Here is a 22,274-nt window from a genome sequence, read left to right as displayed (position 1 = left end):
TATCGGCAACATAAAGGCACACGTAGTGGCGAGAGCAACCGCCACCATTAATCCGAGCGGATTGCCGGTCGTGATGGCTGCAGCCATGCCTGCGGTAATGGGCAGTGCCATATTTGCCGTTGCGGTATTGGAAATGATTTCTGTCAAAAACAGCATTAACAGCACCATAATTAGCAGTAGCCAGAAGTAATTGACGCCATCCAGTAACTGCAGTTGCTCGCTGATCCAACCGGTCAAATCGCTGGCGATGAACGCAGCAGCGAGCGTCATACCCTCGCCCCAAAGTATAAACAAGCCCCACGGCAAGCCCTTCATATCGTCCCAAACCAGCAGGGCGCGTTTTTCGTTGTGGGCAGGAATGACAAACAACGCAATGGCGGCGGTTACCGCAATAATCGTATCGTTAATGGGCAGATCAAAAAACGGTGCCAGCCAGCCGCGTAACGCCCAGGCCAGTGCCGTTGCCACAAATACGCCCAAAACACGCTTCTCTTCCTGGCTCATAGGGCCAAGAGCCGCAAGTTCTTGGGCCACAAAATCAATCTCAAGCGGCGTATTGGGTATTTTTGTGTATATCCGCGTGAGATAGACGTACAAAATCGCCAGTAAGATCAGCGTGAGTGGCAGCGCGAAAATCATCCACTGCAAGAAGCTGATTTCTACCCCTTCAAAAAACTGCGGGATCATGGCCACTACGATGGCATTGGGCACTGAGCCGATAATGGTTGCCAGCCCGCCAATCGAGGCTGAATAAGCAACGGTTAGCAGCAAAATACGTGCAAAGCTATCGCGATGATGGCGTTCAAACTGGTCGCGTTCGTCTAATTCGTTGGTTAGCGCGACGGCAATAGGCAGCATCATAAGCGCTGTGGCGGCGTTGGATATCCACATGGATAAAAACGCCGAGGCAATCAAAACGCCTAATACGATGCTGCGCAGGCTGTTGCCAATGCGGTTGACGATAGACAGGGCGATGCGTCGGTGCAGATTCCAGCGCTCAATGGCAATGGCCAGAATAAACCCACCCATGTACATGTAAATAACCGGGTTGGCGTAGCCCACAACGGCTTCGTCCAACACCATCACACCGCTAAGTGGCAGTACCAACATGGGTAGAAAAGAAGGGGTATCCGGATTAACTGGTTGAGGGGCACCTAGGTCCAGCCCTGACCTTAATCTCTCCAGAAGGTTGATAGATCGACGCCGAGGTTCTTTTCTTGCTCGGGCAGGCCCATGCTGTAGGCTATGGTTGCCCTGCCCAAGAACGGGGAATCCTTGGTCTGCGGCGACTTCTTCTTGTGCTTTGTGGTGTAGAGCATCCGGGCTCGCATCACCTCGAAAGAATAGCCTCGGCCATCGCGGTTCTTGTCCTTTGCCAGCCGGTTGATCGACTCGGTGAAGGCGTTGGTGATCGGGATGTCAGTCTCGAAGTAGGTCAGCATCTCCTCACGCCAGCCACTGACGGCGCTGACGAGATCCTTCCAGACCTCCTTCTGCCCCTGTGGGATGTCGTCAATCCAGGCAGCCAGCGCTTTCTCAGCATCACGCCGGGTGGGGCAGTCCCAGATGTGGAAGAATCGCTCCTTGTGCTCATAGGCTGCTAAAAGCTGGGGGAAGGCCCCTGTCCAGGTCTCCATGATAAGGCGTTCGCGGTCAGAGACATCGTGAGCCCGCTTCAGCAGGATCTTCCGGTCACCCTTGAGAGTTCGGCGCTGGTTGGCCGTCAGCTCCTTCCTGAGGCCCTTGCGGATCTTCTCCAGGGCTTCGTTGGCCATGCGCACGACGTGGAACTTATCGACCACGATACGGGCCTGTGGCAACACAGCCTGGACGGCGCGGCGGTAAGGCTTCCACATGTCCATGCTGACGATCTCGACCTGGTTGCGCTCGGCCATGCTCATGAGCCGCTTCGTCACCGCTTCCTGCTGACGACCGGGTAGCAGGTCCAACAGGGTGCGCTCCTCCAGGTTGGTCAGGATGCAGCGGTATCGGCGGTTTAGGTACAGCTCGTCGATACCCAAACAGCGGGGCGTCTCGAAGCGATGCCAGCGGCCTAGAAACTCGGCCTTCTTCTTGAAGATCTTGCGAACGGTCTTCTCGTCAAGGCCCGTGCTATCTGCCACGTAGGCGTAAGGGTGGTTGAAAGCCTCCTTCTCGACATGGCTGTAAAGCCTCCGCGTCATACGGTGAGTATCCTCCATCTCGGGAAGTGTCGGGCGGAATGTCTTCCCACAGGCACGGCAGGTATAGCGGCGACGCACTATCCAGAGAGTGACACGCTTTCCGTGGATGGGTAGGTCACGGTAAGCAACGTCACGCTTGCCGAAGCGAACAAACTCACCTTCTACGCCACATTCCTCACAGGCTATAGGGATAGGGGCCTCTATCCGGAAGTGAAGGTCGTGTTCGTCCTCTGCCTTGTCCTGGATGTGGTACTCCGGAAGGTGGAGGATATTGTCATGAAGAGAAATCATTCAATTCTTATAGGTACCTGGAGATAACTATTCTGTTTTTGCTTTCTGCCAATGTAAAACCACTGACCGGGCCCTCGGTAGATCTCTACAGTACGTCAGCATCCCGGCGGTCTTGCGAATACCGGCCCGGCGCAACTTGACGATGATTCTTGTCGGTAATCCCACCAGGATCAGCGCGACACCCTCGCGATGCATTTCGTCGATCAGGGAGCGGAGCGCTACGATGGCAGTCCCGTCCATGCTTGGCACATCGTGCATGTCGATGATAACGATCTGTACCTTGGGATCCACCAGATGCAACGAGGTGAGCGCCTTCTCGGCCACCCCGAAGAACAATGGTCCATTGATTTCGTAAACGACCACTTCTGGAGGCAGCCCGTTGATAGCAGGGTGATTCTCGATCTCGATGCGATCGGTTGTTGTCAGCAAGGTCATGCGCCGAATAAAAAGTGCCGCAGCCAATCCCATGCCGACAGCAACGGCCAGAACCATGTCAAATAGAACAGTCAGGCCGAAGCAGATGACAAGAATGGCCACATCTCCAAGAGGCGCGGACCTAATGGTATGCAGGAAATGACGCGCTTCGCTCATGTTCCAGGCAATGATGAATAGTAGCGCCGCGAGGGCAGCCATGGGCACGAGACCCAGCAATCCAGCGAGTGCGATGACCGCCAGCAGCACTACTACAGAATGCACCACTGCAGCGATGGGTGAACGAGCACCGCTTCGGATGTTGGTCGCTGTTCGGGCAATTGCCGCCGTCGCCGTGATGCCGCCAAAAAGTGGCGCGATGATGTTGCCGAGCCCTTGGCCAATCAGCTCGGCGTTGGGGTCATGCTTGGTCTTTGTCAGGCCATCTGACACCACTGCGCAGAGCAGTGATTCGATGGCCCCCAGCATGGCAATGGCAAAGGCGGGACCTAGCAGAGAGCGAATCAGCTCGAAACTCAGTTCAAGGGGGGCCCCATTGGGTCCCGATAATAACCATGGAGCCATGAAGGAAGGCGCTACAGGAGGGATTCCAGTACCCATTTCGTCATTAGCCTCCCAGCTAAAACGAGAGGCAATCGTCTCAACGGCAGGCGTACCGGCGCTCCCAAACCACTGATTGGCACCGTAAGCCGCAATAGCCCCAACGACCAGTCCGACAAGGGGGGCCGGGATGGGCATGTGCAATCGAGGCCAGAGCAACATGACAACGAGAGCAAATGTCCCAATCCCCAACTCGATAGGATTCAGAGTGGGTAGAGAGGTGACGATCCGCCCCAGGTTTTCGACAAAATGTTCGCCGAGTTGCCCGACGCTCAGCCCCAGAAAATCGGGGATCTGTAGTACTGCGATGACAACCGCAATCCCTGCTGTGAAACCTAGAACCACGGGGTAGGGAACGTACTCGATCAGGCGCCCCATTCGGGTAACCCCCAAAGTCACCAGAATGATGCCTGCCATCATGGAGGCTATCAGCAAGCCGCCCAGACCGTACTGCTGGACAATGGGGAAAAGAATAACGACGAAAGCGGCTGTCGGGCCTGAGACATTGAAACGAGCACCGCCGGTTAACGCGATGATAGCCCCGGCCACAATGGCTGTGTAGAGACCGTGCTGAGGGGAAACGCCTGTAGCGATTGCCAATGCCATCGACAGTGGCACGGCCACGGTACCGATCGTGAGGCCAGCCATCACGTCTTTGCGCAAATCCGAGAGACCGTAACCCTCTCGCCATGCGGCGCGAAGACCAGTGGAGATGCTGGGCAGGCTAACTGAAAACCGTTGGCTCGACATACGATGGCCCTTGCTGCAATGCACCCTCGCCATGGTAGCGTCGACCGGAGCATTTGGCGTAGGGAGTAGAAAACATGTTAATGATATTAACATGCTGTTATAATATGGCGCAACCGAAGGTCGCCATGTTGTATGGCACGAGCAGCGCTCAAGCATTGCGATGTGAGAGCAATGACATTAACATTAAATGTTAATGTCATCAGGAAAATATCAATGGAAAAGAAAACTGCTCGCCTCACTCTGCTCATAGACCCTCAGAAGAAACAAGCTTTTGAACAGCTATGCGCTTTGCAGGATCTGACTCCTTCGCAAGTCGTACGGCAGCTGATACGTGATTATCTACATAAGCACGGGGTGGAGTACGAAACACAGATGACCAAAGATGGAAGAAACAACCCAGGCTGATACCAGAGCTATCTGATGCATGGCTCCGTGGTGCCACCCTCGTCAACGACTGGCGGTATATGCCATGGCGCCGGCATTTGGTAACGCATCAATAGCGATCCTTACGAAAACCAGGCGCTCATCAACCATTAAACCCCGCAAGGTAAAATTTTATATCAGACTAGCAAATTTCCTATCGGCCTCATGTGCCTTAATATTCTCTAATGGACCCGCTATGCATAACCTATGGATTCCCTTCGTCGCCATTCTCACCGTTGCCGGCCTGATCTTCGGTGGCCAGGCCTATTCCGAGGCCCAGCGTGATGCTCACATCGCCGCGACGATTGCCGAGCGCCTCGACAGGCATGCACCGGCCGAGATTTCCCACCTGGCGCGGGTCAACAAGGGCTATGGGGTGTGCGGCGACTATGAGCTTTCAATCGCCGAGTCCGGTCGCTTCTACTACAACAGCGCAACCAAGCGCCTGGCGTTGGGCACCGATGCCCCGCAGTATCGCGACAACTGCGCGGGCGTCTCTGACTGACCCTTACTGACCGACAATAGAACACCTCAATACCGCAGCGGTCCTACTAGCTCAAGCACATCATTTTCTTTTTTATTTCGCCACTAACCACTAACTATGAGGCATAGCCTACTATCAACCAGAAAATCCGGTGAGACGGTGAGTAGGAACCGTCAGGTCATAGTCAGATATCAACCAGATATTCCGGATACCCAAAAGAAGTAACAGGGATAGGAACCGGCTCTGTCACCCACCAGGCGCCCATCCATACGGTTAATGCCAGCACCGTGCGGGGGGCTGGATCAATCAGCGTGTCTGGCATCAGTACCTGTATCAGTACAAAAAGAAGTGGTCCCGCTAACAGTGGTACCCAGTGGCGCCAATTTGACAATGACATTCCCATACTCGTCTCCTGACGCTATTGCATGAATTTATTGATAATTTGCTAACAATAAGAAGCGGGCATGCTACCACTTTCGTTTATACGCCGTTGGTTGTAGATTTTAGACTTTGGTATAAGAGTGGGGTGCCTGTCAGCGCTGCTTTCACTCAGCGTGGTAATCAATAGCAAATTGAGAGGGTGCAAGGATTGGGGCGTTATTTGTCGGGAAGCATAAAAAGTAACATGTCGTATTGTCAGAGTTATTGGCGTTTAACTTTTTATTTGGCTCTTATTGTGCATGAAGATTAACTATTTTTAAGTATAAGCAGCGCATAATGCCGGTGCCTACATTGGCTATTGGCAACCAGCTTTTAGAGGTTAAGGGCTTTTAAAGTTTTCCTATCTCAGGTTAATGTATTTGACACATTTAAGGTTCAAGGTAGGTAGCACCACACGGAAACGTGGTTAGGAAGAACAAGCAAGGAGTGCTTGTGGTCGCCAGGGATGCACGAACAGGACGTTCGCGAGGAAAGATTACGGAGGAACCGATAAAGCCCCAGGCTGTGATGCCTGGGGCTTTCTTATTGCAACGTGCTAATAAAACGTACTAATGAAAATGAACAGCGCGGTTATTTGTCCTCGTTGTTCTCAGGTTTTGCATGCCCCTGGTGGCTAAGTGCGCTTGCTTGGTCAAGGCGCGGATGGTTATCCAAAAATTCACGCTCAAGGTTGGGCAGTTTGTCCAGCGTTTGTAGGGTATGCGTGAGCGCATGGATAGCGGCCAGCACGTCCTGGGTGTTTCCGGTTTCCGAAATGGTGTGCATATTGCGGATCGGAAAACCGATGGAGGTCGCGGCGCTGTCGATAGAGGCCAGCACGCCTGCCATGCCGTCGGTGCCTGTATCGACGCCCACCATATCGCGCTGCATCGGAATATCCTGCTCTTTGGCGGCGCTGGCGATGATGCGGTTTAACTGCTCACTGGCAATCGAACCTACCGACATGGTAAAGCCTTTGCCCATTTCCAGCGGCTGCATGCGTTTATCGCCGATACCCGGCGCGGCTACGTAGTCGTGGTTAACGTCCACGCCAATCAGCGCATCGGGTTTTAGTTCACCGGCCATTACCCGGCTACCAAAACGGCCAATCTCTTCGTAGCTTGCAATCGCAAACATAATGCGCACGTTGTCAGTGCCGCCTGCCTCGGCGATTAACCGCGCTACTTCAGCCGTTACAAAACAGCCCAGGCCGTTGTCCAGGTAGGCGCCGTAGAAGGTGTCGGGGCTGAAGCCGGGGCGGATAGGGCGATCAAAAATAACCGAGTCACCCGGGCGCACGCCTAAATTAAGTACTTGCTGCTTTTTGTTCTCGCCGTGAATTTGCAGGTCCAGGTAGATCTGCTCTTTCTTAATGCCTTTGTCACCGGTGCGCGCCGCCGGGTCGGAAAAGTGAATGGCGCCGAGTGCTTCAACGGTGCCACCCTCAATCGAGCGATAGCTGCCCGGTTTTTCGGGGTCTTCGCTGAACAGCTTCACTTCATGGCCGATCAGCACGGAAGGTAAAAATGAGTCGGTGTTGATCCAGATTTTACCGTCTTCGCCGATAGAGCGGACCTGCATACGGATCTTGTCCGCATGGCCGATAATCATGACCTTGAACATATCATCGCGGTTAGGGTGGGTATCCAGCACCACGCCTGCGTTGCCCTTGAACTGGTGAAGGTGCCAGCTTTTGGGGGCAAATGTCTCGAAGTAGGGCTTTAAGACGCCGTAGGTCATGGCCCCTTCAAGGCCAACCGGGCTAGGCGCGGCCAGGATGTCGCGCATCAGCTTGAACTGCGCTTCGGGCATCGGCTGTGTCCAGGGCTTGGCGTTATCGCTCATTAAAACTCTCCATGGGGTTATCTGTGTGACTAGTCTGCCAGATTCATCAGGCTCTTCCACCATTAGACGATGTGGGCCGCGCCGTGTACACGTAATATGCAGGCTAATTAACTAGAAACAACGGTTAAGTCAAAACAGCGACAGGAGAGAGCATGAGTGCGGCATCGCTACGCGTTCAGCGCTATAGAGTATTGTTGGCGGGCGTTTGCAGTCAGCTTTTGTGTGTTGGCATCGCCCGCTTTGCCTATACGCCATTGCTGCCGATCATGCAGCAGCACACCTGGATGGGCGACGCGGATGGTGGCTGGCTAGCGGCGCTTAATTACGCGGGCTATATGCTGGGCGCGGTGCTGGCCGCCTCGATTCGCAGTATTTACATCAAAGACACGCTGTATCGTATTGGCCTGGTGCTGGCGGTGCTGACAACCGTGGGCATGGCACTTACGGAGAACTTTTGGCTATGGGCGGCGCTGCGTTTTTTTGCGGGGCTTTCCAGCAGTGCGGCCATGCTTTTGGCGTCTGGGCTGATCCTTCACTGGTTGATGATCCATCACCAGCGGGGAGAGCTGGGGATTCATTTTGCGGGGCTGGGGTTAGGCATTGTACTGGCTGCTGTGACGGTAGAGTTAATGCTGGCGTTCTCGCTTGACTGGCAAAGCCAGTGGTGGATTTTTGGCGTATTGGGCGCTGTGCTGCTGATACCCGCTTGGCGCTGGCTGCCTCGCCCTGTAAAACCGGCTCCCGGTGCTCGCCAAGGTGAGTTGCCTGCCGCCAAGCCGCCTTCACGCACCTTTATGCGCTTAATGTTGCCCGCCTATTTTTGTGCCGGGTATGGCTATGTGATTAATGCCACATTTATTGTCACTATCGTGGAGCGCGAGCCGCTGCTTGCGGGCGCGGGTAACTGGACCTTTGCTGTGGTCGGTTTAGCGGCCGCACCTGCCGTTATGCTGTGGGATTTGGTGGCGCGGAGGCTTGGCTATTTGGGGGCGCTGGTGGTGGCCATGTCGATCCAGGCCGTGGGGATTGTATTGCCTGCTATCTCCTCAAACCTGGTGGTTGTGCTGCTCAGCGCGGTGCTATACGGCGGTACTTTTCTAGGCTGCGTGAGTTTGGTGCTGACCATGGCTGGTAGGCTTTACCCGGCAAGCCCTGCGCGCTTAATGGGCCAAATGACGCTGGCGTATGGCGCCGCGCAGATCTTTGCACCCGCCTTAACCGGCGTGCTGGCTGAGGCTTCGGGCCACTATACCGTGGGCCTTTGGCTGGCCGGTGGCTTTGTCATGTTGGGGGCGGTGCTATTGGTGTGGCTGCGATGCGTGGACCAAACTGCTCAGCGGCTGGATGCCGAGGCGAAAGCGCTGTCTGTAATGCGCTAATTGAAGCGCTAAATGATGAGCGAATGGGGCAGGCCAGGAAGAAGCCAGGGGCGTCAGGCGGTCGTTTTCAGAAAAGAGTTAACGAGTTTTGTGCTTTTGAGCCGAAATCCTCTAGGATAAACGCTTTTTTTACACCAGAAGGATAGTCATGGCGTCTTCCGAGCAACCTCGCATCCAGTGGCTGGGCCGCTGGGGGTTCGTGCTCGCCGCTACCGGTTCGGCGGTAGGGCTGGGCAACATCTGGAAATTCCCGTATATCACCGGCGAGTATGGCGGTGGCGCGTTTGTGCTTGTCTATCTGGCGTGCATTTTTGCGGTGGGCGTGCCGGTAATGATGAGCGAAATCGCTTTCGGGCGGCGCGGGCGCGGCAGCCCCATTGATGCGATTCGTCGAGTGGTTAACGAGTCCGGTCGCTCATCGGCGTGGTCGCTGCTTGGCTGGATGGCCATGCTGTGCGGCTTTTTGATTCTGTCGTTCTACGTGGTCGTGGCAGGTTGGTCGTTTTCTTATCTGTGGAAGATGTTAACCGGTGGCCTGGTGGGCACCAGCGTTGACGACATGGCCGCCGTTTTTGGGGAAAACAACGCCAACCCGCTCAGCCTAGGCTTCTGGAGTACGCTTGTTACGCTGGTGACCATGATTATTGTGGGCAAAGGCGTTCAGGAGGGGATCGAGAAAAACGTCAGTTGGATGATGCCAGGCCTGGTTATCATGCTGATACTGCTGATTGTGTACGGCGTGTTTTCCGGTGGCTTTGGTGATGCGGTACGCTTTTTGTTCTCCTTCAAGGCGGGGAGCCTCTCCAGTGAAGGGATGTTGGCCGCGCTTGGCCATGCGTTCTTTACCTTATCGCTTGCCTCGGGTGCCATTCTTACCTACGGAAGTTACCTGCCCAAAGGCGCCTCCATTGGGCGTACCACCATTAGCGTCGCCATTGCAGATACGGCCGTTGCCTTGATGGCGGGGCTGGCGATCTTCCCGGTAATTTTTGCCAATGGCATGGACCCAGGTGAAGGCCCTGGGCTTATCTTTATGAGCTTGCCGCTGGCGTTCCAGGCCATGCCGCTGGGTACGCTGTTTGGGATTCTGTTTTTCGCCATGCTCTCCATGGCCGCGCTGACATCGTCCATTTCGATGGTCGAGGCGACCGTTTCCTGGCTCTGCGACAACAAGGGATTCTCACGCCGCAGTGCTGCGTGGAGCACGGGGATTGTTCTTTGGTTGATTAGTACCGCTGCCATGCTCTCCTTTAACCTGGGCGCTGATTGGACGTTGGCAGGCAAGACCTTCTTTGACTGGCTGGACTACATCACTTCACGCTGGATGATGCCATTGGGTGGGTTAGGCACCGTCATACTGGCAGGCTTTGTCCTGAAGAGTGAAACGTTCCGCGACGAGCTAGGGCTCTCGCCTCTGCCCTATACGCTATGGCTTGCCATGGTGCGTTATGTCAGCCCGCTGGGTATTTTGGTTATTTTCGCTGATGCATTAGGGCTGTTTACCGTTACCTTTTCAGTTCATTGGCCGTGGTTGTTGGCTATCCTGCTGATCATGATGGCGTTGGGCGAGTGGTTGAGTCCTCGCCTGCGTCAGGCGTTAACGACACGCTAACGGATTCTCCCCAGCCAACGCTGCTGCTGAGCAATGAGTGACGGCTCATCCAGCGGCGTTTGGCAGGTGATTTGAGTCTCTTCCTGAGATCGTAGTTGAGATAGGAGTTGAGATCGTAATTGAGATAGCAGCGGTTACTTGCGTAAAGCAGATTGCTTGATAGCGCCAGGGTGAGTGCCTGCCTTCATCAACTCGTCCCAGCGTGTCGTGTAGCGGCCTGAGCGGTGCCCGCAGCGTAGCTGCCAAGCGGCATCGGCATCCGTCATACCAAAGCTGATGGTGCCTTGCCCCATGCGCTGATTGATATTATCCAGGGTGGCCATTAAGTAAGGGTATCGGTTCCGCGGCGGTTGATGTAGCAACGAGAGCTGGTGCTGCTCGGCATCAACCAGGTCCAATAGCATCACACCTGCCTTCATAAACCGGTAGCCTGGCCGGTAAACCTGTTCAACCCCTTGGTGAACGGCCTCAAGAATTGTGCGCGTATCGTCGCTGGGTGAGAGCAGGGGCACCATGGCGTGGGGAGAATACTGGGGTTGGTCTCGGCGGTGGCGGTTGGTGTTTAGAAAAATCATCACGGCTCGCGTGAGGCTGCGCTGCTGACGGAGTTTTTCGGCGCTGCGCTGGGCATGTTGGCGTAACGCGTTATGTACTTCTGTTTTACTACCGGTTGATTGGCCGAATGAGCGCGACGTCATAATGCGGTGGCGCGGTTGATCCAGCGTATTCATCTGCAGGCAGGGTGTACCGCGCAGCTCCAGCGCCGTGCGGGCCAGCACTACCGAAAAATGTTTGCGCAGTAGCCGAAGGTCAGCCTCACGCAAGTCCCAAGCGGTATTAATATTACTGATCGCTAACCGCTCAGCAATCCGGCGCCCAACGCCCCATACGCTGCCCACCGGCGTTTGTTTAAGCAGGGCGGTCGTTGCCGCATCTTTTCCCGTTAGCAGGCACACGCCTTGATAGTGAGTCGCCTGCTTGGCCAAGTGGTTGGCAAGCTTCGCCAGCGTATGCGTAGGGGCCAGCCCGACGCATACCGGCAGGCCTAAATGACGCCGAATCCGCCGACGCAGCCATTCGCCCAGGGTTTGGCACTGCTGGTTGCTGAACGCCTCCAGGTAAATAAACATTTCATCAATGGAGTACGGTGACACGGCTGGGCAGGTATCACGCAGTAGCTGGCACAGCCTGGCCGACATATCGCCATACAGCTCATAGTTGGATGACTTGAGGTAAATGTCACCACGCTTACGCAGGCTTTCGAGCTTAAACGATGGCATGCCCATGGGGATGTCCATGGCTTTCATCTCGGCAGAGCGGGCGATGATACAGCCGTCGTTGTTCGACATAACGCCCACCGGCTTGCCTTCCAGCGCAGGATCAAACACACGCTCACAACTGACGTAAAAGTTGTTGGCATCGACCAGGCCGATCATCGGACATACTCATGAATGACGGCACGCACTACTCCCCATAGCTGGCACTCGGTGCCTTCCAAGGGAAGCGGCGGGTAGTGAGGATGCGCAGAGCAGAGATGCGGCGTATTTTGGTAGAGGGCGTAGCGCTTAATCAGCACTTCCTCTTCAAACATGGCAACCAGGATATGCCCTAGCCGAGGCTTAATGCTGCGGTCAACGACCAGCAGGTCGCCATCAAAAATCCCCCAACCTTCCATGCTGTCACCAGCGGCGGAAAGGTAGAACGTCTGGGTAGGGTTTTTAATTAACCGCGTGTTGAGATCGAGCGTACGCGGTTCGTAATCCTGCGCTGGTGATGGAAAGCCGCTAAAGCCCGCACGGCCTTGTAACGATGAAAAAGGCAACGGCTGAGAAGTTAACGGCAAGGTGGGCACGAGCGTCGATGGAGGCAACGACATCGTCGGCATCCTCACTGAATGTAATGTGTATGTATATACAGTATTTATTCGTGAGGTTTAAATTGCAAGCGTTGAGCGGCGATTAGGCAAGCCTAGCGCGCTAGCCACAACCCCACGACGATGGCACTAACAACAGCAATAAAAAAAACAAGGTTACGGGCGCGTGTATCGCGGCGTGGTTTCATGGCAGCACCATTAGCAAGAGTTGGGTAAAAGCGACGGAAGAATTGCGCCTGGCATGGTAACGTTTGTTACTGATACCGTCATCCAGACATTGCCTGAACGCTGAATTCAGGAACATTAAAGGCGTCGCGTTATTTGCCAACGAGATGGCCGCTTCATCAGGAAAACAACCTATGTGTGAACCAACCCTCCAACCCGCGTCTCGACACTCCGCGCAGCCGCTGGTGCTTGCGCAAGGGCGCTTGGCCGCACTGGGCTGGGGCCGCGTGGATGCACCTGTCTGGCTGGCGCTACACGGCTGGCTGGATAACGCGGCAAGCTTTAGCCGCTTGGCACCGCTTTTGGCAGATGCGCTGGATATCCGCGTGCTAGCCATTGATTTTCGCGGCCATGGGCACTCCCAGCATGCCGCTTTCGGAAGTGACTATGCGTTGTGGGATTACTGCCACGACGTGCTTGATGCGCTGGACGCGCTGGGTATTGAACAGGCTTCTTTACTGGCCCACTCCATGGGCGCGGCGGTTGCCTGCCTACTGGCCGCTGCTATGCCGGAGCGTATTGCCCGGTTAACCTTGATTGACGGGCTGGGGGCACTGAATACGCCTGCGGAAGAAACTGCCAGCCAGTTGCGCAAAGGGCTTATTGCCCATCGTCGCCCGCTTTCCCGCCCACCACGCTATGCTGATATCGAAAGTGCGGTTGCCGCGCGGGTAGCCGGTGGCGTCACCACGCTGGATAGCGTAACGGCGATGCCGTTGGTTGAGCGTAATACGCAAGCAACTGCCGATGGCTATCTACAAATGCGTACGGATAGTCGACTGCTAAAACCCTCTCTGGTGCGCTTTACCCCTGAGCAGGTACTGGCTCTGTTAGCGTGTATTAAGGCGCCGGTACTACTGATTGAAGGCGAGCAGGGTATTTTAGGAAAGCGTGCCTGGGCCGAGCAGGCGCGCTTGGCGGTTAATGATCTGACCCGCCATGTGTTGCCTGGCGGGCATCATCTGCATTTGGAATCTAAAGCGGTTGCCGCTGTGGCGGAACTCGCCACCGCCCACTGGGAGGCAGCCGTGTAAAGCGGTTATACGGTCGGCTCAAGAGCAATAGGAATAGCCAATGAATCAACTGACGCACGCGGGTAGCGGGAAAAAAGTGGCTTTGGTGTTGGGCAGTGGCGGGGCGCGCGGTTATGCCCATATCGGTGTCATTGAAGCCCTGGAGGCACGAGGCTTTGAGATTATTTCAGTGGCGGGATACTCCATGGGCGCCCTGATTGGTGGCATCTACGCTTCTGGCAAACTGCCCGAGTATCGCGAGTGGGTCTGTAATCTCGATTATCTGGATGTGCTAAAGCTGGTGGATGTGACCTGGAGCCCAATGGGTGCCATGCGGGCCAATAAGGTGATGAGTAAGTTGGAAGCGTTGGTAGGCGATGTGCTCATTGAGGATTTGCCTATTCCGGTGACAACGGTGGCGACTGACCTAGTTCGCCAGCGCGAAGTGTGGTTTCAAAATGGCCCGTTACTGCGCGCTATTCGTGCCTCTATTGCCATTCCTGGTGTCATTACGCCGGTCAATGTTGGTGACCAGGTGCTGGTTGATGGCGGGCTGCTTAATCCGCTGCCTATCATGCCGGTTATTTCTGCCCACGAAGCAGACCTGGTAATTGCGATTAACGTAACGGCACATAGCCCGCAGCCGGTGTCGTTGGAAGAACTCCTGCCTCGTGAGCACGAGGAAAATGACAGCCGAACGGCGCAAGAGCGTGACCGTGATGAAAAAATTGGCGGCTGGATGAGCGACGTGCGCCAAGCCACCCTGCGTTTATGGGAGGGACTTGGCAGTAGCGAAGAGGACAGCAGCGTGGAAGCTGGCGCTGAAGAGAGCGTTGAGACGCGAGGCAAGCGCGAGTGGAGCAAGCTCGATATGATTTTAGAGTCGTTTGATATTACCCAAGCGGCCCTGGCAAAATACAAAATTGCCGGTTATCCGCCCGATATATTGATCGAGATTCCCAAGACAGTATGCAGTACGTATGAGTTTCATCGCGCCAAAGACTTGATCCGCCTGGGGCGGCACTTGGCCGATGAGGCGCTGGAGCGGCGCATGCCCAGCATTGCCTCGGATGCAACAGAATGAGGCAGCGAGCCACTGGAAAAGTGCAAGCAGAGCAGTGAAGAGAGCGGTTGAGCGGCGTTACGCCCCGCGCTTACGCAGCAATATATAGACTGCTCCGGTGCCGCCATCAATATCAAGGGCCGAGCAAAAGGCCAGCACCCCCGGCCATTCGCGTAACCAGGTATTGGTGTGACTCTTAAGCACCGGAAAATCTGAAGTGGTGCCCCACGCCTTGCCGTGAACCACCAGCACGCAGCGTAGCCCTTGGCTTGATGCATCGCGCAAGAAGCTTTCAAGCTCCGCGCGGGCTTCTTCAAGCGTGTAGCCGTGCAGGTCAAGCCCCGCCTGCCACTCGGTTTGGCCACGCTTTAACTGGCTGAAGGTACGCCAGGGTAAATCGGGCACGCTAAACTCAAGGTACTCAGACGGGCGCACGGCCTCGACCCGGCCATCCGATGTGCGGCCGCTGGCTTGTACTGTGCTGTTTTGAACCGCCGCATTACGCCGCGCCTGTTGGGCTTCATCATTGCGCTTGGGCTTGCCGGGGTCGGCTTGATTATGTGCAATACGGCGTACGCCTGCTGCTTGCAGCGCCTGGCGAAAAGCGCTGATATCGTCATCGTTGGGCAGGTGGCGTCGCGTCATATCAAGCTCAAAGTGTGAAAAGGAAGAAGAGTAAAACAAGAAAGCATATAAAGTGCCGACAGTATAGCGAGCTGAGCGGCGCTGTGAACCGGGCGGCGTCAAAGGTACAATCTTTACAGGTACAATCTTTTCTTTATCAATGAGTGTAGCCGCATGTGGCTGCATGGATGGTTTTCGTTTATCAGGAGTCGCTGTGACCACGCACCTCAATGCTGAGACCTCTCACTCAACCCTTTCGTTGCCGGATACGGCGTTGGTGAGCGATCTTTTTACACTACGCGACTATCTGCGCTGGGTATCCAGCGAGTTCTATCTGGCTGGGCTGCACTATGGCCACGGCACCGAGTCTGCCTGGGATGAAGCCGTTGCGCTCTGCCTGGGGGCACTTCATCTGCCCTGGAACGTCGACCCCGCCGTTTTGGAAGCACGGCTTTTGCCTGTTGAGCGCCAGCGTATTATCGCCCTGACCCGGAAGCGGGTAGCCAGCCGCCAGCCATTGCCGTACCTGCTGGGCGAGGCCTTTTTTGCAGGCCACCCCTTCAATGTTGATGAGCGAGTGCTGATTCCGCGTTCGCCGATTGCCGAGCTGATCGAAGACGGTTTTTCGGCCTGGTTCCCGGAAGAGCCGCCGGAGAGCGTGCTGGATTTATGCACCGGCTCTGGTTGTATCGGCATTGCAACCGGCCTTTATTTGCCTACCTGCGAAGTGACGCTTGCCGATATTAGCCAGGATGCACTGGCCGTCGCCCGAGAAAACATTACCCGCCATGACGTGGGTGACCGGATACGGGCGGTCGCCTCGGATGTGTTTGACGGGCTGGAAGGCCAGCGCTTTGACCTGATTGTTTCCAACCCGCCCTACGTCGATGCGCGTGATTTGGCTACCATGCCCGTAGAGTTCCGCCATGAGCCCGCACTGGCACTGGGTGCCGGTAAAGATGGCTTGGATATTGTGCGGCGTATTTTGCGCGAGGCGCGCAGCCATTTGAGCGATACAGGTTGGCTGATTGTCGAAGTGGGCAATTCTGACCGCCATGTGGAGGCTGCGTTTCCCGACGTGCCTTTCCTGTGGCTTGACTTCGAGCGCGGCGGCCAAGGCGTATTTGCTTTGAGCGCCGATGAACTCGACGCCCATGCGGCGTCTTTTGCGTAAGGAATGAACGCCCATGTCTGGCAATAGTTTTGGCAAGCTGTTTACCGTTACCACCTTTGGAGAGAGCCATGGCATTGCGCTGGGCGCCATTGTAGATGGTTGCCCGCCGGGGCTTGCGCTGTGTGAAGAGGATTTACAGCGCGACCTGGACCGTCGTCGCCCAGGTAGCTCTCGCCACACCACGCAGCGCAAAGAGCCTGATCAGGTGAGGATTTTATCGGGCGTGTTTGAGGGCAAAACCACCGGCACCTCGATTGGCCTACTGATCGAGAATACCGACCAGCGCTCCAAGGACTACTCGAAAATCAAGGAGCAGTTCCGGCCCGCCCATGCGGACTACACGTACCACCATAAATATGGCCACCGTGACTATCGGGGCGGCGGCCGCTCAAGCGCCCGCGAAACGGCCATGCGGGTAGCCGCGGGTGCTATCGCCAAGAAGTACCTGGCCGCCCAAGGCGTACAAATTCGTGGCTATATGAGCCAGCTGGGCCCCATCAAGATTGAGTTTAAGCAGTGGGAGGCCGTCGAGCAGAATGCGTTTTTCTGCCCCGATCCCGCCAAAGTAGCCGAGCTTGAAGCGTATATGGATCAGCTGCGCCGTGACCAGGATTCCGTCGGTGCCGAGATTACCGTGGTCGCTGAGGGCGTTCCGGTCGGGCTGGGTGAGCCGGTGTTTGATCGCCTGGATGCTGAGCTGGCGCACGGTTTGATGAGTATTAATGCGGTAAAAGGTATTGAGATTGGTGCGGGTTTTGAATCCGTTGCCCAGCGCGGTAGTGAACACCGCGACGAGATGACGCCGGAAGGCTTCTTGTCCAATCATGCCGGTGGCATATTGGGCGGTATTTCCAGTGGGCAACCGATTGTGGCCAGGCTGGCGCTTAAGCCGACCTCCAGCATTACGACGCCTGGGCGTTCCATTGATGTTAACGGCCAGCCGGTCGAGGTGATTACCAAAGGTCGCCACGACCCTTGCGTGGGGATTCGCGCCACGCCGATTGCCGAAGCCATGATGGCGATTACATTGCTTGACCACTGGCTGCGCCAGCGTGGGCAAAACGGTGAGGTTAGCGTTGATACACCCCGTTTAGCGCAGCGTTAAAGCGGCGTACGGCTTGGCGTAACGCTGCTACACTCAAGGAAGATGGCTGAGGAGTAACCCATGAAGATTAACGTTGAGTTTGATCTGACCCCGGATGAATTTCGTCAAGCATTGGGGCTTCCTGATGTAGAGGCATTCCAGCAAAGCCTGCTGGAAAATATTCAGCGGCAAATGGAGTCGGGTGCAGAAGGGTATGACCCCATGAGTTTGATGCGCCCCTTTTTGCAGCAGCCCATGATGCAGCAGGGGCTTTCTCAAGGGTTGGCCAACTTTGGAACTTACCAACAGATGATGTTGGATATGTTGCGCCAGGCAGGCAATGCCAGCAGTACCGCCCCTGATGATCAAGCGGCGGACAATGATGCGTCGAGCAGCGAGAGAGCGCCTAATGCCAAAGCAACGGCGTCCTCGCGTTCGCGTGGTAAAGGAAAAACCGAGTAATGTGGCGAGGTGCGTAACGGCCAGTTAATGAGCGCCGTCATCCAGGGCTCTTGAAAACAAGGCTCTTGAAAACAGGGTTATTGCAAAGCACCCGGTCAAGGATTACTCTTTTTGCAGTGCAGCAAATCACGTTCGTAGGGGGGCGCGAAAGCGCCCACACTCTGAAACGGAAGAGGATTGGACACTATGCAAGACGATATGATGGACGCTTTTAACGCCCAGACCCGCCAAATGTTTGAGCCCATGCGCAAAATTAACTCGCTGATGCTCAACAACATGGAAAAAATGACCCAGTATCAACTGGAAGCCATGAAGCGCTATAGCCAAATGGGCACCGAGCGCATCCGCAGTGCCACCAGCATTCAGGATGCAGAAAGCCTGCGTGATTTCGGCACCCAGCAGGCTGAAATCATGAACGAGCTTTCCCAGCAAATGCAGGAAGACGCCCGTGCCATGGGTAAGATGAGCCTGCAGTTCAAAACGGAAATGGAAAAACTCTTCAGTGATGCCGGGCAGCAAATGACCGAGCAGGCGACTGCCGCCGCAAAAGGCCAACAGCCTGGTGCTTCTGGATCCGCCTCGAGCCAGTCTTCACGGAAAAAATAAGAAGTCGGCTAACTCACGGCGCCTCTAGGCGCCGTATTGTTATAAGGGGATTCAGTATGCAGGGGTGGAAACGACCATTGCACGACATGTTTCAGCAGGGAGTGTCTCAAGAAGACATTGAGGCATGGAATACGCAACTGAAAGAGGCCGCTGAGCAGTACCAGGGGCTTATGCAGGATCTGCTGGCACGCATGGCCCCAAGCGAGGCGGCCGACTCGGTCTATAGCGATATGCGCAAAAGCTTCGAGGCGGGTGCGCAGGCATTAATGAATAACCCAACCTTGCTGTGGCAAACCCAAGCGCGCCTGCTGCAAGATCAGTGGCTGCTATGGCAGCAAAGCATGCGTGCTTTGTCTGGTGAGCAGGTCACACCGCTGATTACTCCTTCCAAAGGTGACCGACGCTTTAAAGATGATGCCTGGACGCAAGACCCGCACTATGCGGCGATCATGCAGCAGTACCTGCTGTTTTCGCAGGTAGTAGAAGAACTGATCGAAAGCCTTGAAGGCATGGATGACCTCCAGAAACGAAATCTGGGGTTTTATGCCCGTCAGCTCGTCAATGCCATGTCGCCCACCAATTTCGTTTCTACTAACCCTGAGGTGATGCGGCGAACGCTGCAAACCCGTGGGCAAAATCTGGTAGAGGGGCTATCACGGCTGCGTGAAGACCTTGCCAACTCAGCGGAAGGCATCAATGTGTGTATGACCGAGCGCAATGCGTTTGGCATCGGGGAAAACATCGCGGTTACCCCTGGGGCTGTCGTGTATGAAAACGAGTTAATTCAACTGATTCAGTACACGCCCACCACTGAGAAGACCTTTAAAACGCCGCTGTTAATCGTGCCGCCCTGGATCAACAAGTATTACATCCTTGACCTGCGCCAGGATAATTCCATGGTCAAGTGGATGGTGGACCAGGGCCACACCGTATTTTTAATTTCATGGCGCAATCCTGGCCCTGAACAGCGTGACATTACCTGGGCCGATTACATGCAAATGGGGTCGATCAGCGCGATTAGCGCCATTGAGGATGCCTGCGGTGAGAAGTCGGTCAACCTGGTGAGCTACTGCGTAGGCGGCACCCTGACGGCTTCGACCGTTGCTTATCTAACAAGTACCCGCAAGGGGCGAAAGGTTAAGTCGGTCACCTACATGGCCACGCTGCAGGATTTTCGTGACCCCGGCGATATCGGCGTTTTCCTGAACGAAGCCGTGGTGCAAGGGCTTGAGCAAACCATGCAGCTAAAGGGCTATCTGGATGGTCGCTCGATGGCTTACACCTTTAACCTGCTGCGTGAAAATGATCTTTTCTGGTCGTTTTATATCAATAACTACCTGAAAGGAGAGATGCCCGCCGCCTTTGACCTTCTCCACTGGAATACGGATGGCACGAATCTGCCGGCGGGCACGCATGCCTGGTATTTACGCCACATGTATCTTGAAAACCGTTTGGTCGCGCCGGGTGGTATTGAGCTTGATGGCGTAAAAATTGATTTACGCAAAATCTCCACCCCCAGTTATTTCGTGTCGACCAAAGAGGACCATATTGCCAAGTGGAACAGCACCTATTATGGGGCGCTGCTGCCTAAAGGCCCCGTCACGTTTGTATTAGGTGGCTCGGGGCATATCGCCGGTATCGTTAATCCACCGCAAAAGAACAAGTACGGTTATTGGAGTAACGACGCACTGCCAGAAAGCCATGAAGGGTGGCTTGAAACAGCGGCGTTTAATGAGGGTTCCTGGTGGCCGCACTGGCAGGCATGGATGACACAGAATGGTTATGCGGATACCCAGAAAATGGTGCCCTCGCACACACCCGGCGACGGTAAGCTTGAGGTGATTGAGCCAGCGCCAGGGCGCTATGTAAAAATGACCATTCCTGACGTGCTAAGCGAACAGGGCAGCCTATAAAGGCTGCTCCGATTATCCGGGTATTCTACAAAAAAACTATCCTTCTCATGTTTAAGCGAGGTGCTAACAATGCCGCCCACTACCCGTTACTCATTAGCCCCCGCGTTTAGCGCACAACACCGTCCTAATAACCATGGCGCTTGCTGCTGTGGTTCACCTGTTTTACAGCATTTTCATGAGCGCGTTATGGCAGAGATTGCTCGCCGCGAAATGCTGGGTGGGCCGGCAGCGGTCATGGCGCTGTTTGCAGGTGTACATACGCCACACGTAGTTGACCAGCCCTCAAAAGCGCATGACGGCCCTGTGCTACTCACCAACTTAAAGCTTTTTGATGGAAGTGGTGGCCCGTTGCGCGATGGTGTATCCGTTAAGGTAGAAGATGGGCGGGTCAGCGCTATTCTTGAAGGTAATGCTGGCGCCGAGTCCAGGGACGTTATCGACTGCGATGGGCGCGTATTGATGCCTGGCTTAATCGATGCGCATTGGCACTCCACGCTAGCCGCTATTACACAGATGGAAGCCATGAGCGCGGATATTGGTTATATCCACTTGGTCGCCGCAAAAGAGGCCGAGCGAACGCTGATGCGAGGGGTTACGTCGGTCAGGGATGTAGGAGGGCCGTCATTTGCACTGAAGAGAGCCATTGACGAAGGCATCGTGAACGGACCGCGGATATTTCCCGCAGGCGCCATGATTTCCCAGACATCCGGGCACGGTGATTTCCGAATGCGGCACGAATTGCCTCGTGGTAGTACAACCCCGCTAAGTTACACGGAGCAGCAAGGGGTAGCCATGATTGCTGACGGTGAAGCGGAAGTGCTTAGGCGCACGCGTGAGCAGTTGATGCTGGGGGCTTCTCAAATAAAGCTGATTGCGGGTGGTGGCGTCGCGTCATTTTATGATCCGCTCGACAGTACGCAGTTTAGCGAGCGCGAGCTTCGCGCAGCGGTTGAGGCAGCCGGTGACTGGGGCACGTATGTCATGGTTCATGTCTACACCTCCCGGGGTATTCAGCGTGCCCTGCGGGCAGGCGTACGCTCAATCGAACATGGTCAGTTGGCAGATGAAGAGACCGTTCGAATGATGGCCGGTGAAGATGTGTGGTGGAGCCTTCAGCCTTTTCTGCAGGATGAAGATTCCAACGTTTACCCGGATGCGGCACGCCGAGAGTCTCAGCGGCAAGTTGCCGAAGGAACGGTTCGCGCGTATGAAATGGCCCAGCGATTTAACGTTAAAACTGGCTGGGGAACGGATATTCTTTTTAATCCTCAAAATACCCCCAACCAGCTGCATCACTTGGCTAAGCTAACGCGTTTCTACGACCCGTTGACCGCATTGGCAATGGCGACGGGGCGTAACGGGGAACTACTTTCTCTCTCGGGGCCGCGTAACCCGTATCCGGGAGTGCTTGGGCGTATTGAGCCTGGTGCGCTAGCCGACCTGCTGGTCGTTGATGGTGACCCAAGCAAAGATCTTGATTTTCTTAAAGATCCAGAGCGTAACTTGCGCATGATTATGAAAGCTGGGCGTGTTTATAAAGATTGTTTGCAGCAATAGCTTGGCAAGATCGTTTATAAATATCGATTTTAAGTGCTTGATCGGTTGTTTGTTTATGATTGAATCAATCATGCACTGACCGCTTTTCCGGCCATTAATAAAAGAGTTGGTTTTAGGACAACCTTGCTGGTTTAAATGTTTTTAACACGGTAGTTGGGATTTCAGCAGACCCTACGTCTATTTCCAGGCTTAAAGAGATAGGCGTTGAAATCTTTTTTTAGGGACTATTCGTAACCGCCGTTCCTATGCTTCTGGGCGCCC

The 22,274-nt window shown here is 55.1% G+C and carries 20 protein-coding genes; 12 read left to right on the top strand and 8 right to left on the bottom strand.

What is annotated here, in order from left to right; all coding sequences use genetic code 11:
- From ACT3TJ_RS16970 to dauA, 3 genes are all read right to left on the bottom strand, one after another.
- On the bottom strand, positions 1 to 1,164 hold a 1,164-nt coding region (locus tag ACT3TJ_RS16970; protein ID WP_444622637.1), incomplete at its 3' end, for an SLC13 family permease.
- An 8-nt stretch (positions 1,165 to 1,172) separates the two neighbouring features.
- Positions 1,173 to 2,474, bottom strand: a complete 1,302-nt coding sequence (locus ACT3TJ_RS16965) for an ISL3 family transposase (RefSeq protein ID WP_444622635.1) — start codon at positions 2,472 to 2,474, stop codon at positions 1,173 to 1,175.
- 27 nt (positions 2,475 to 2,501) lie between these two features.
- Positions 2,502 to 4,256 (bottom strand): C4-dicarboxylic acid transporter DauA, encoded by a 1,755-nt coding sequence (dauA, locus tag ACT3TJ_RS16960; protein ID WP_444622634.1) that lies wholly within the window; start codon positions 4,254 to 4,256, stop codon positions 2,502 to 2,504.
- Positions 4,257 to 4,469: 213 nt separating this feature from the next.
- Here dauA and ACT3TJ_RS16955 point away from each other — a divergent pair, with 213 nt between their 5' ends.
- Positions 4,470 to 4,661, top strand: a complete 192-nt coding sequence (locus ACT3TJ_RS16955; protein WP_300312786.1) for a CopG family transcriptional regulator — start codon at positions 4,470 to 4,472, stop codon at positions 4,659 to 4,661.
- Positions 4,662 to 4,875: 214 nt separating this feature from the next.
- Positions 4,876 to 5,184, top strand: a complete 309-nt coding sequence (locus tag ACT3TJ_RS16950; protein ID WP_300312785.1) for a hypothetical protein — start codon at positions 4,876 to 4,878, stop codon at positions 5,182 to 5,184.
- 163 nt (positions 5,185 to 5,347) lie between these two features.
- Here ACT3TJ_RS16950 and ACT3TJ_RS16945 read toward each other — a convergent pair whose 3' ends face one another.
- Together ACT3TJ_RS16945 and ACT3TJ_RS16940 are read right to left on the bottom strand one after the other, a co-directional pair.
- Positions 5,348 to 5,560, bottom strand: a complete 213-nt coding sequence (locus tag ACT3TJ_RS16945) for a hypothetical protein (protein ID WP_444622633.1) — start codon at positions 5,558 to 5,560, stop codon at positions 5,348 to 5,350.
- Positions 5,561 to 6,174: 614 nt separating this feature from the next.
- Complete coding sequence (locus ACT3TJ_RS16940) at positions 6,175 to 7,428, bottom strand: M20/M25/M40 family metallo-hydrolase (RefSeq protein WP_444622632.1); 1,254 nt, start codon at positions 7,426 to 7,428, stop codon at positions 6,175 to 6,177.
- A 152-nt stretch (positions 7,429 to 7,580) separates the two neighbouring features.
- Here ACT3TJ_RS16940 and ACT3TJ_RS16935 point away from each other — a divergent pair, with 152 nt between their 5' ends.
- Both ACT3TJ_RS16935 and ACT3TJ_RS16930 read left to right on the top strand, forming a co-directional pair.
- Positions 7,581 to 8,807, top strand: coding sequence for a YbfB/YjiJ family MFS transporter (locus ACT3TJ_RS16935; RefSeq protein WP_444622631.1), 1,227 nt, complete (start codon positions 7,581 to 7,583; stop codon positions 8,805 to 8,807).
- 148 nt (positions 8,808 to 8,955) lie between these two features.
- A complete protein-coding gene (locus tag ACT3TJ_RS16930; protein ID WP_172117150.1) occupies positions 8,956 to 10,419 on the top strand; it encodes a sodium-dependent transporter in 1,464 nt (487 codons plus the stop codon).
- A 134-nt stretch (positions 10,420 to 10,553) separates the two neighbouring features.
- Here ACT3TJ_RS16930 and ACT3TJ_RS16925 read toward each other — a convergent pair whose 3' ends face one another.
- Complete coding sequence (locus tag ACT3TJ_RS16925; protein ID WP_444622630.1) at positions 10,554 to 11,855, bottom strand: Y-family DNA polymerase; 1,302 nt, start codon at positions 11,853 to 11,855, stop codon at positions 10,554 to 10,556.
- Positions 11,852 to 12,295, bottom strand: a complete 444-nt coding sequence (locus tag ACT3TJ_RS16920; RefSeq protein ID WP_087106828.1) for a LexA family protein — start codon at positions 12,293 to 12,295, stop codon at positions 11,852 to 11,854. The genes ACT3TJ_RS16925 and ACT3TJ_RS16920 overlap by 4 nt, the downstream gene beginning before the upstream one ends.
- A 356-nt stretch (positions 12,296 to 12,651) precedes the next feature.
- Between ACT3TJ_RS16920 and ACT3TJ_RS16915 the strand changes: the two genes are divergently transcribed.
- Together ACT3TJ_RS16915 and ACT3TJ_RS16910 are read left to right on the top strand one after the other, a co-directional pair.
- Entirely contained in the window at positions 12,652 to 13,551 is a 900-nt protein-coding gene (locus ACT3TJ_RS16915; RefSeq protein ID WP_444622629.1) for an alpha/beta fold hydrolase, read from the top strand.
- A gap of 40 nt (positions 13,552 to 13,591) precedes the next feature.
- A complete protein-coding gene (locus ACT3TJ_RS16910; protein ID WP_444622628.1) occupies positions 13,592 to 14,614 on the top strand; it encodes a patatin-like phospholipase family protein in 1,023 nt (340 codons plus the stop codon).
- 57 nt (positions 14,615 to 14,671) lie between these two features.
- Here ACT3TJ_RS16910 and ACT3TJ_RS16905 read toward each other — a convergent pair whose 3' ends face one another.
- On the bottom strand, positions 14,672 to 15,238 hold the full coding sequence (locus ACT3TJ_RS16905) for a Smr/MutS family protein (RefSeq protein ID WP_444622627.1): 567 nt from the start codon (positions 15,236 to 15,238) through the stop codon (positions 14,672 to 14,674).
- Between the two features lie 193 nt (positions 15,239 to 15,431).
- On the opposite strand from ACT3TJ_RS16905, the gene prmB reads away from it, so the two are divergent.
- The 6 genes from prmB (at position 15,432) to ACT3TJ_RS16875 (ending at position 22,013) form a co-directional block, all read left to right on the top strand.
- Positions 15,432 to 16,391: a 50S ribosomal protein L3 N(5)-glutamine methyltransferase gene (prmB, locus tag ACT3TJ_RS16900; RefSeq protein ID WP_444622626.1), complete on the top strand. Its 960-nt coding sequence runs from the start codon at positions 15,432 to 15,434 to the stop codon at positions 16,389 to 16,391.
- A 13-nt stretch (positions 16,392 to 16,404) separates the two neighbouring features.
- Entirely contained in the window at positions 16,405 to 17,496 is a 1,092-nt protein-coding gene (gene aroC, locus ACT3TJ_RS16895; RefSeq protein ID WP_172117145.1) for a chorismate synthase, read from the top strand.
- 60 nt (positions 17,497 to 17,556) lie between these two features.
- Positions 17,557 to 17,937, top strand: a complete 381-nt coding sequence (locus tag ACT3TJ_RS16890) for a hypothetical protein (RefSeq protein WP_172117144.1) — start codon at positions 17,557 to 17,559, stop codon at positions 17,935 to 17,937.
- Between the two features lie 186 nt (positions 17,938 to 18,123).
- On the top strand, positions 18,124 to 18,543 hold the full coding sequence (locus tag ACT3TJ_RS16885) for a phasin family protein (RefSeq protein WP_444622625.1): 420 nt from the start codon (positions 18,124 to 18,126) through the stop codon (positions 18,541 to 18,543).
- An 86-nt stretch (positions 18,544 to 18,629) separates the two neighbouring features.
- Positions 18,630 to 20,456 (top strand): class I poly(R)-hydroxyalkanoic acid synthase, encoded by a 1,827-nt coding sequence (gene phaC / locus ACT3TJ_RS16880; RefSeq protein ID WP_444622636.1) that lies wholly within the window; start codon positions 18,630 to 18,632, stop codon positions 20,454 to 20,456.
- A gap of 69 nt (positions 20,457 to 20,525) precedes the next feature.
- A complete protein-coding gene (locus ACT3TJ_RS16875; protein WP_444622624.1) occupies positions 20,526 to 22,013 on the top strand; it encodes an amidohydrolase family protein in 1,488 nt (495 codons plus the stop codon).
- The last annotated feature ends 261 nt before the right edge of the window (positions 22,014 to 22,274 follow it).

Origin of the sequence: Halomonas sp. AOP30-A1-24 (assembly GCF_052378165.1) — a bacterium.
Lineage (GTDB): Bacteria > Pseudomonadota > Gammaproteobacteria > Pseudomonadales > Halomonadaceae > Vreelandella > Vreelandella citrativorans.
This window is presented reverse-complemented; position numbering and strand designations above follow the sequence as displayed.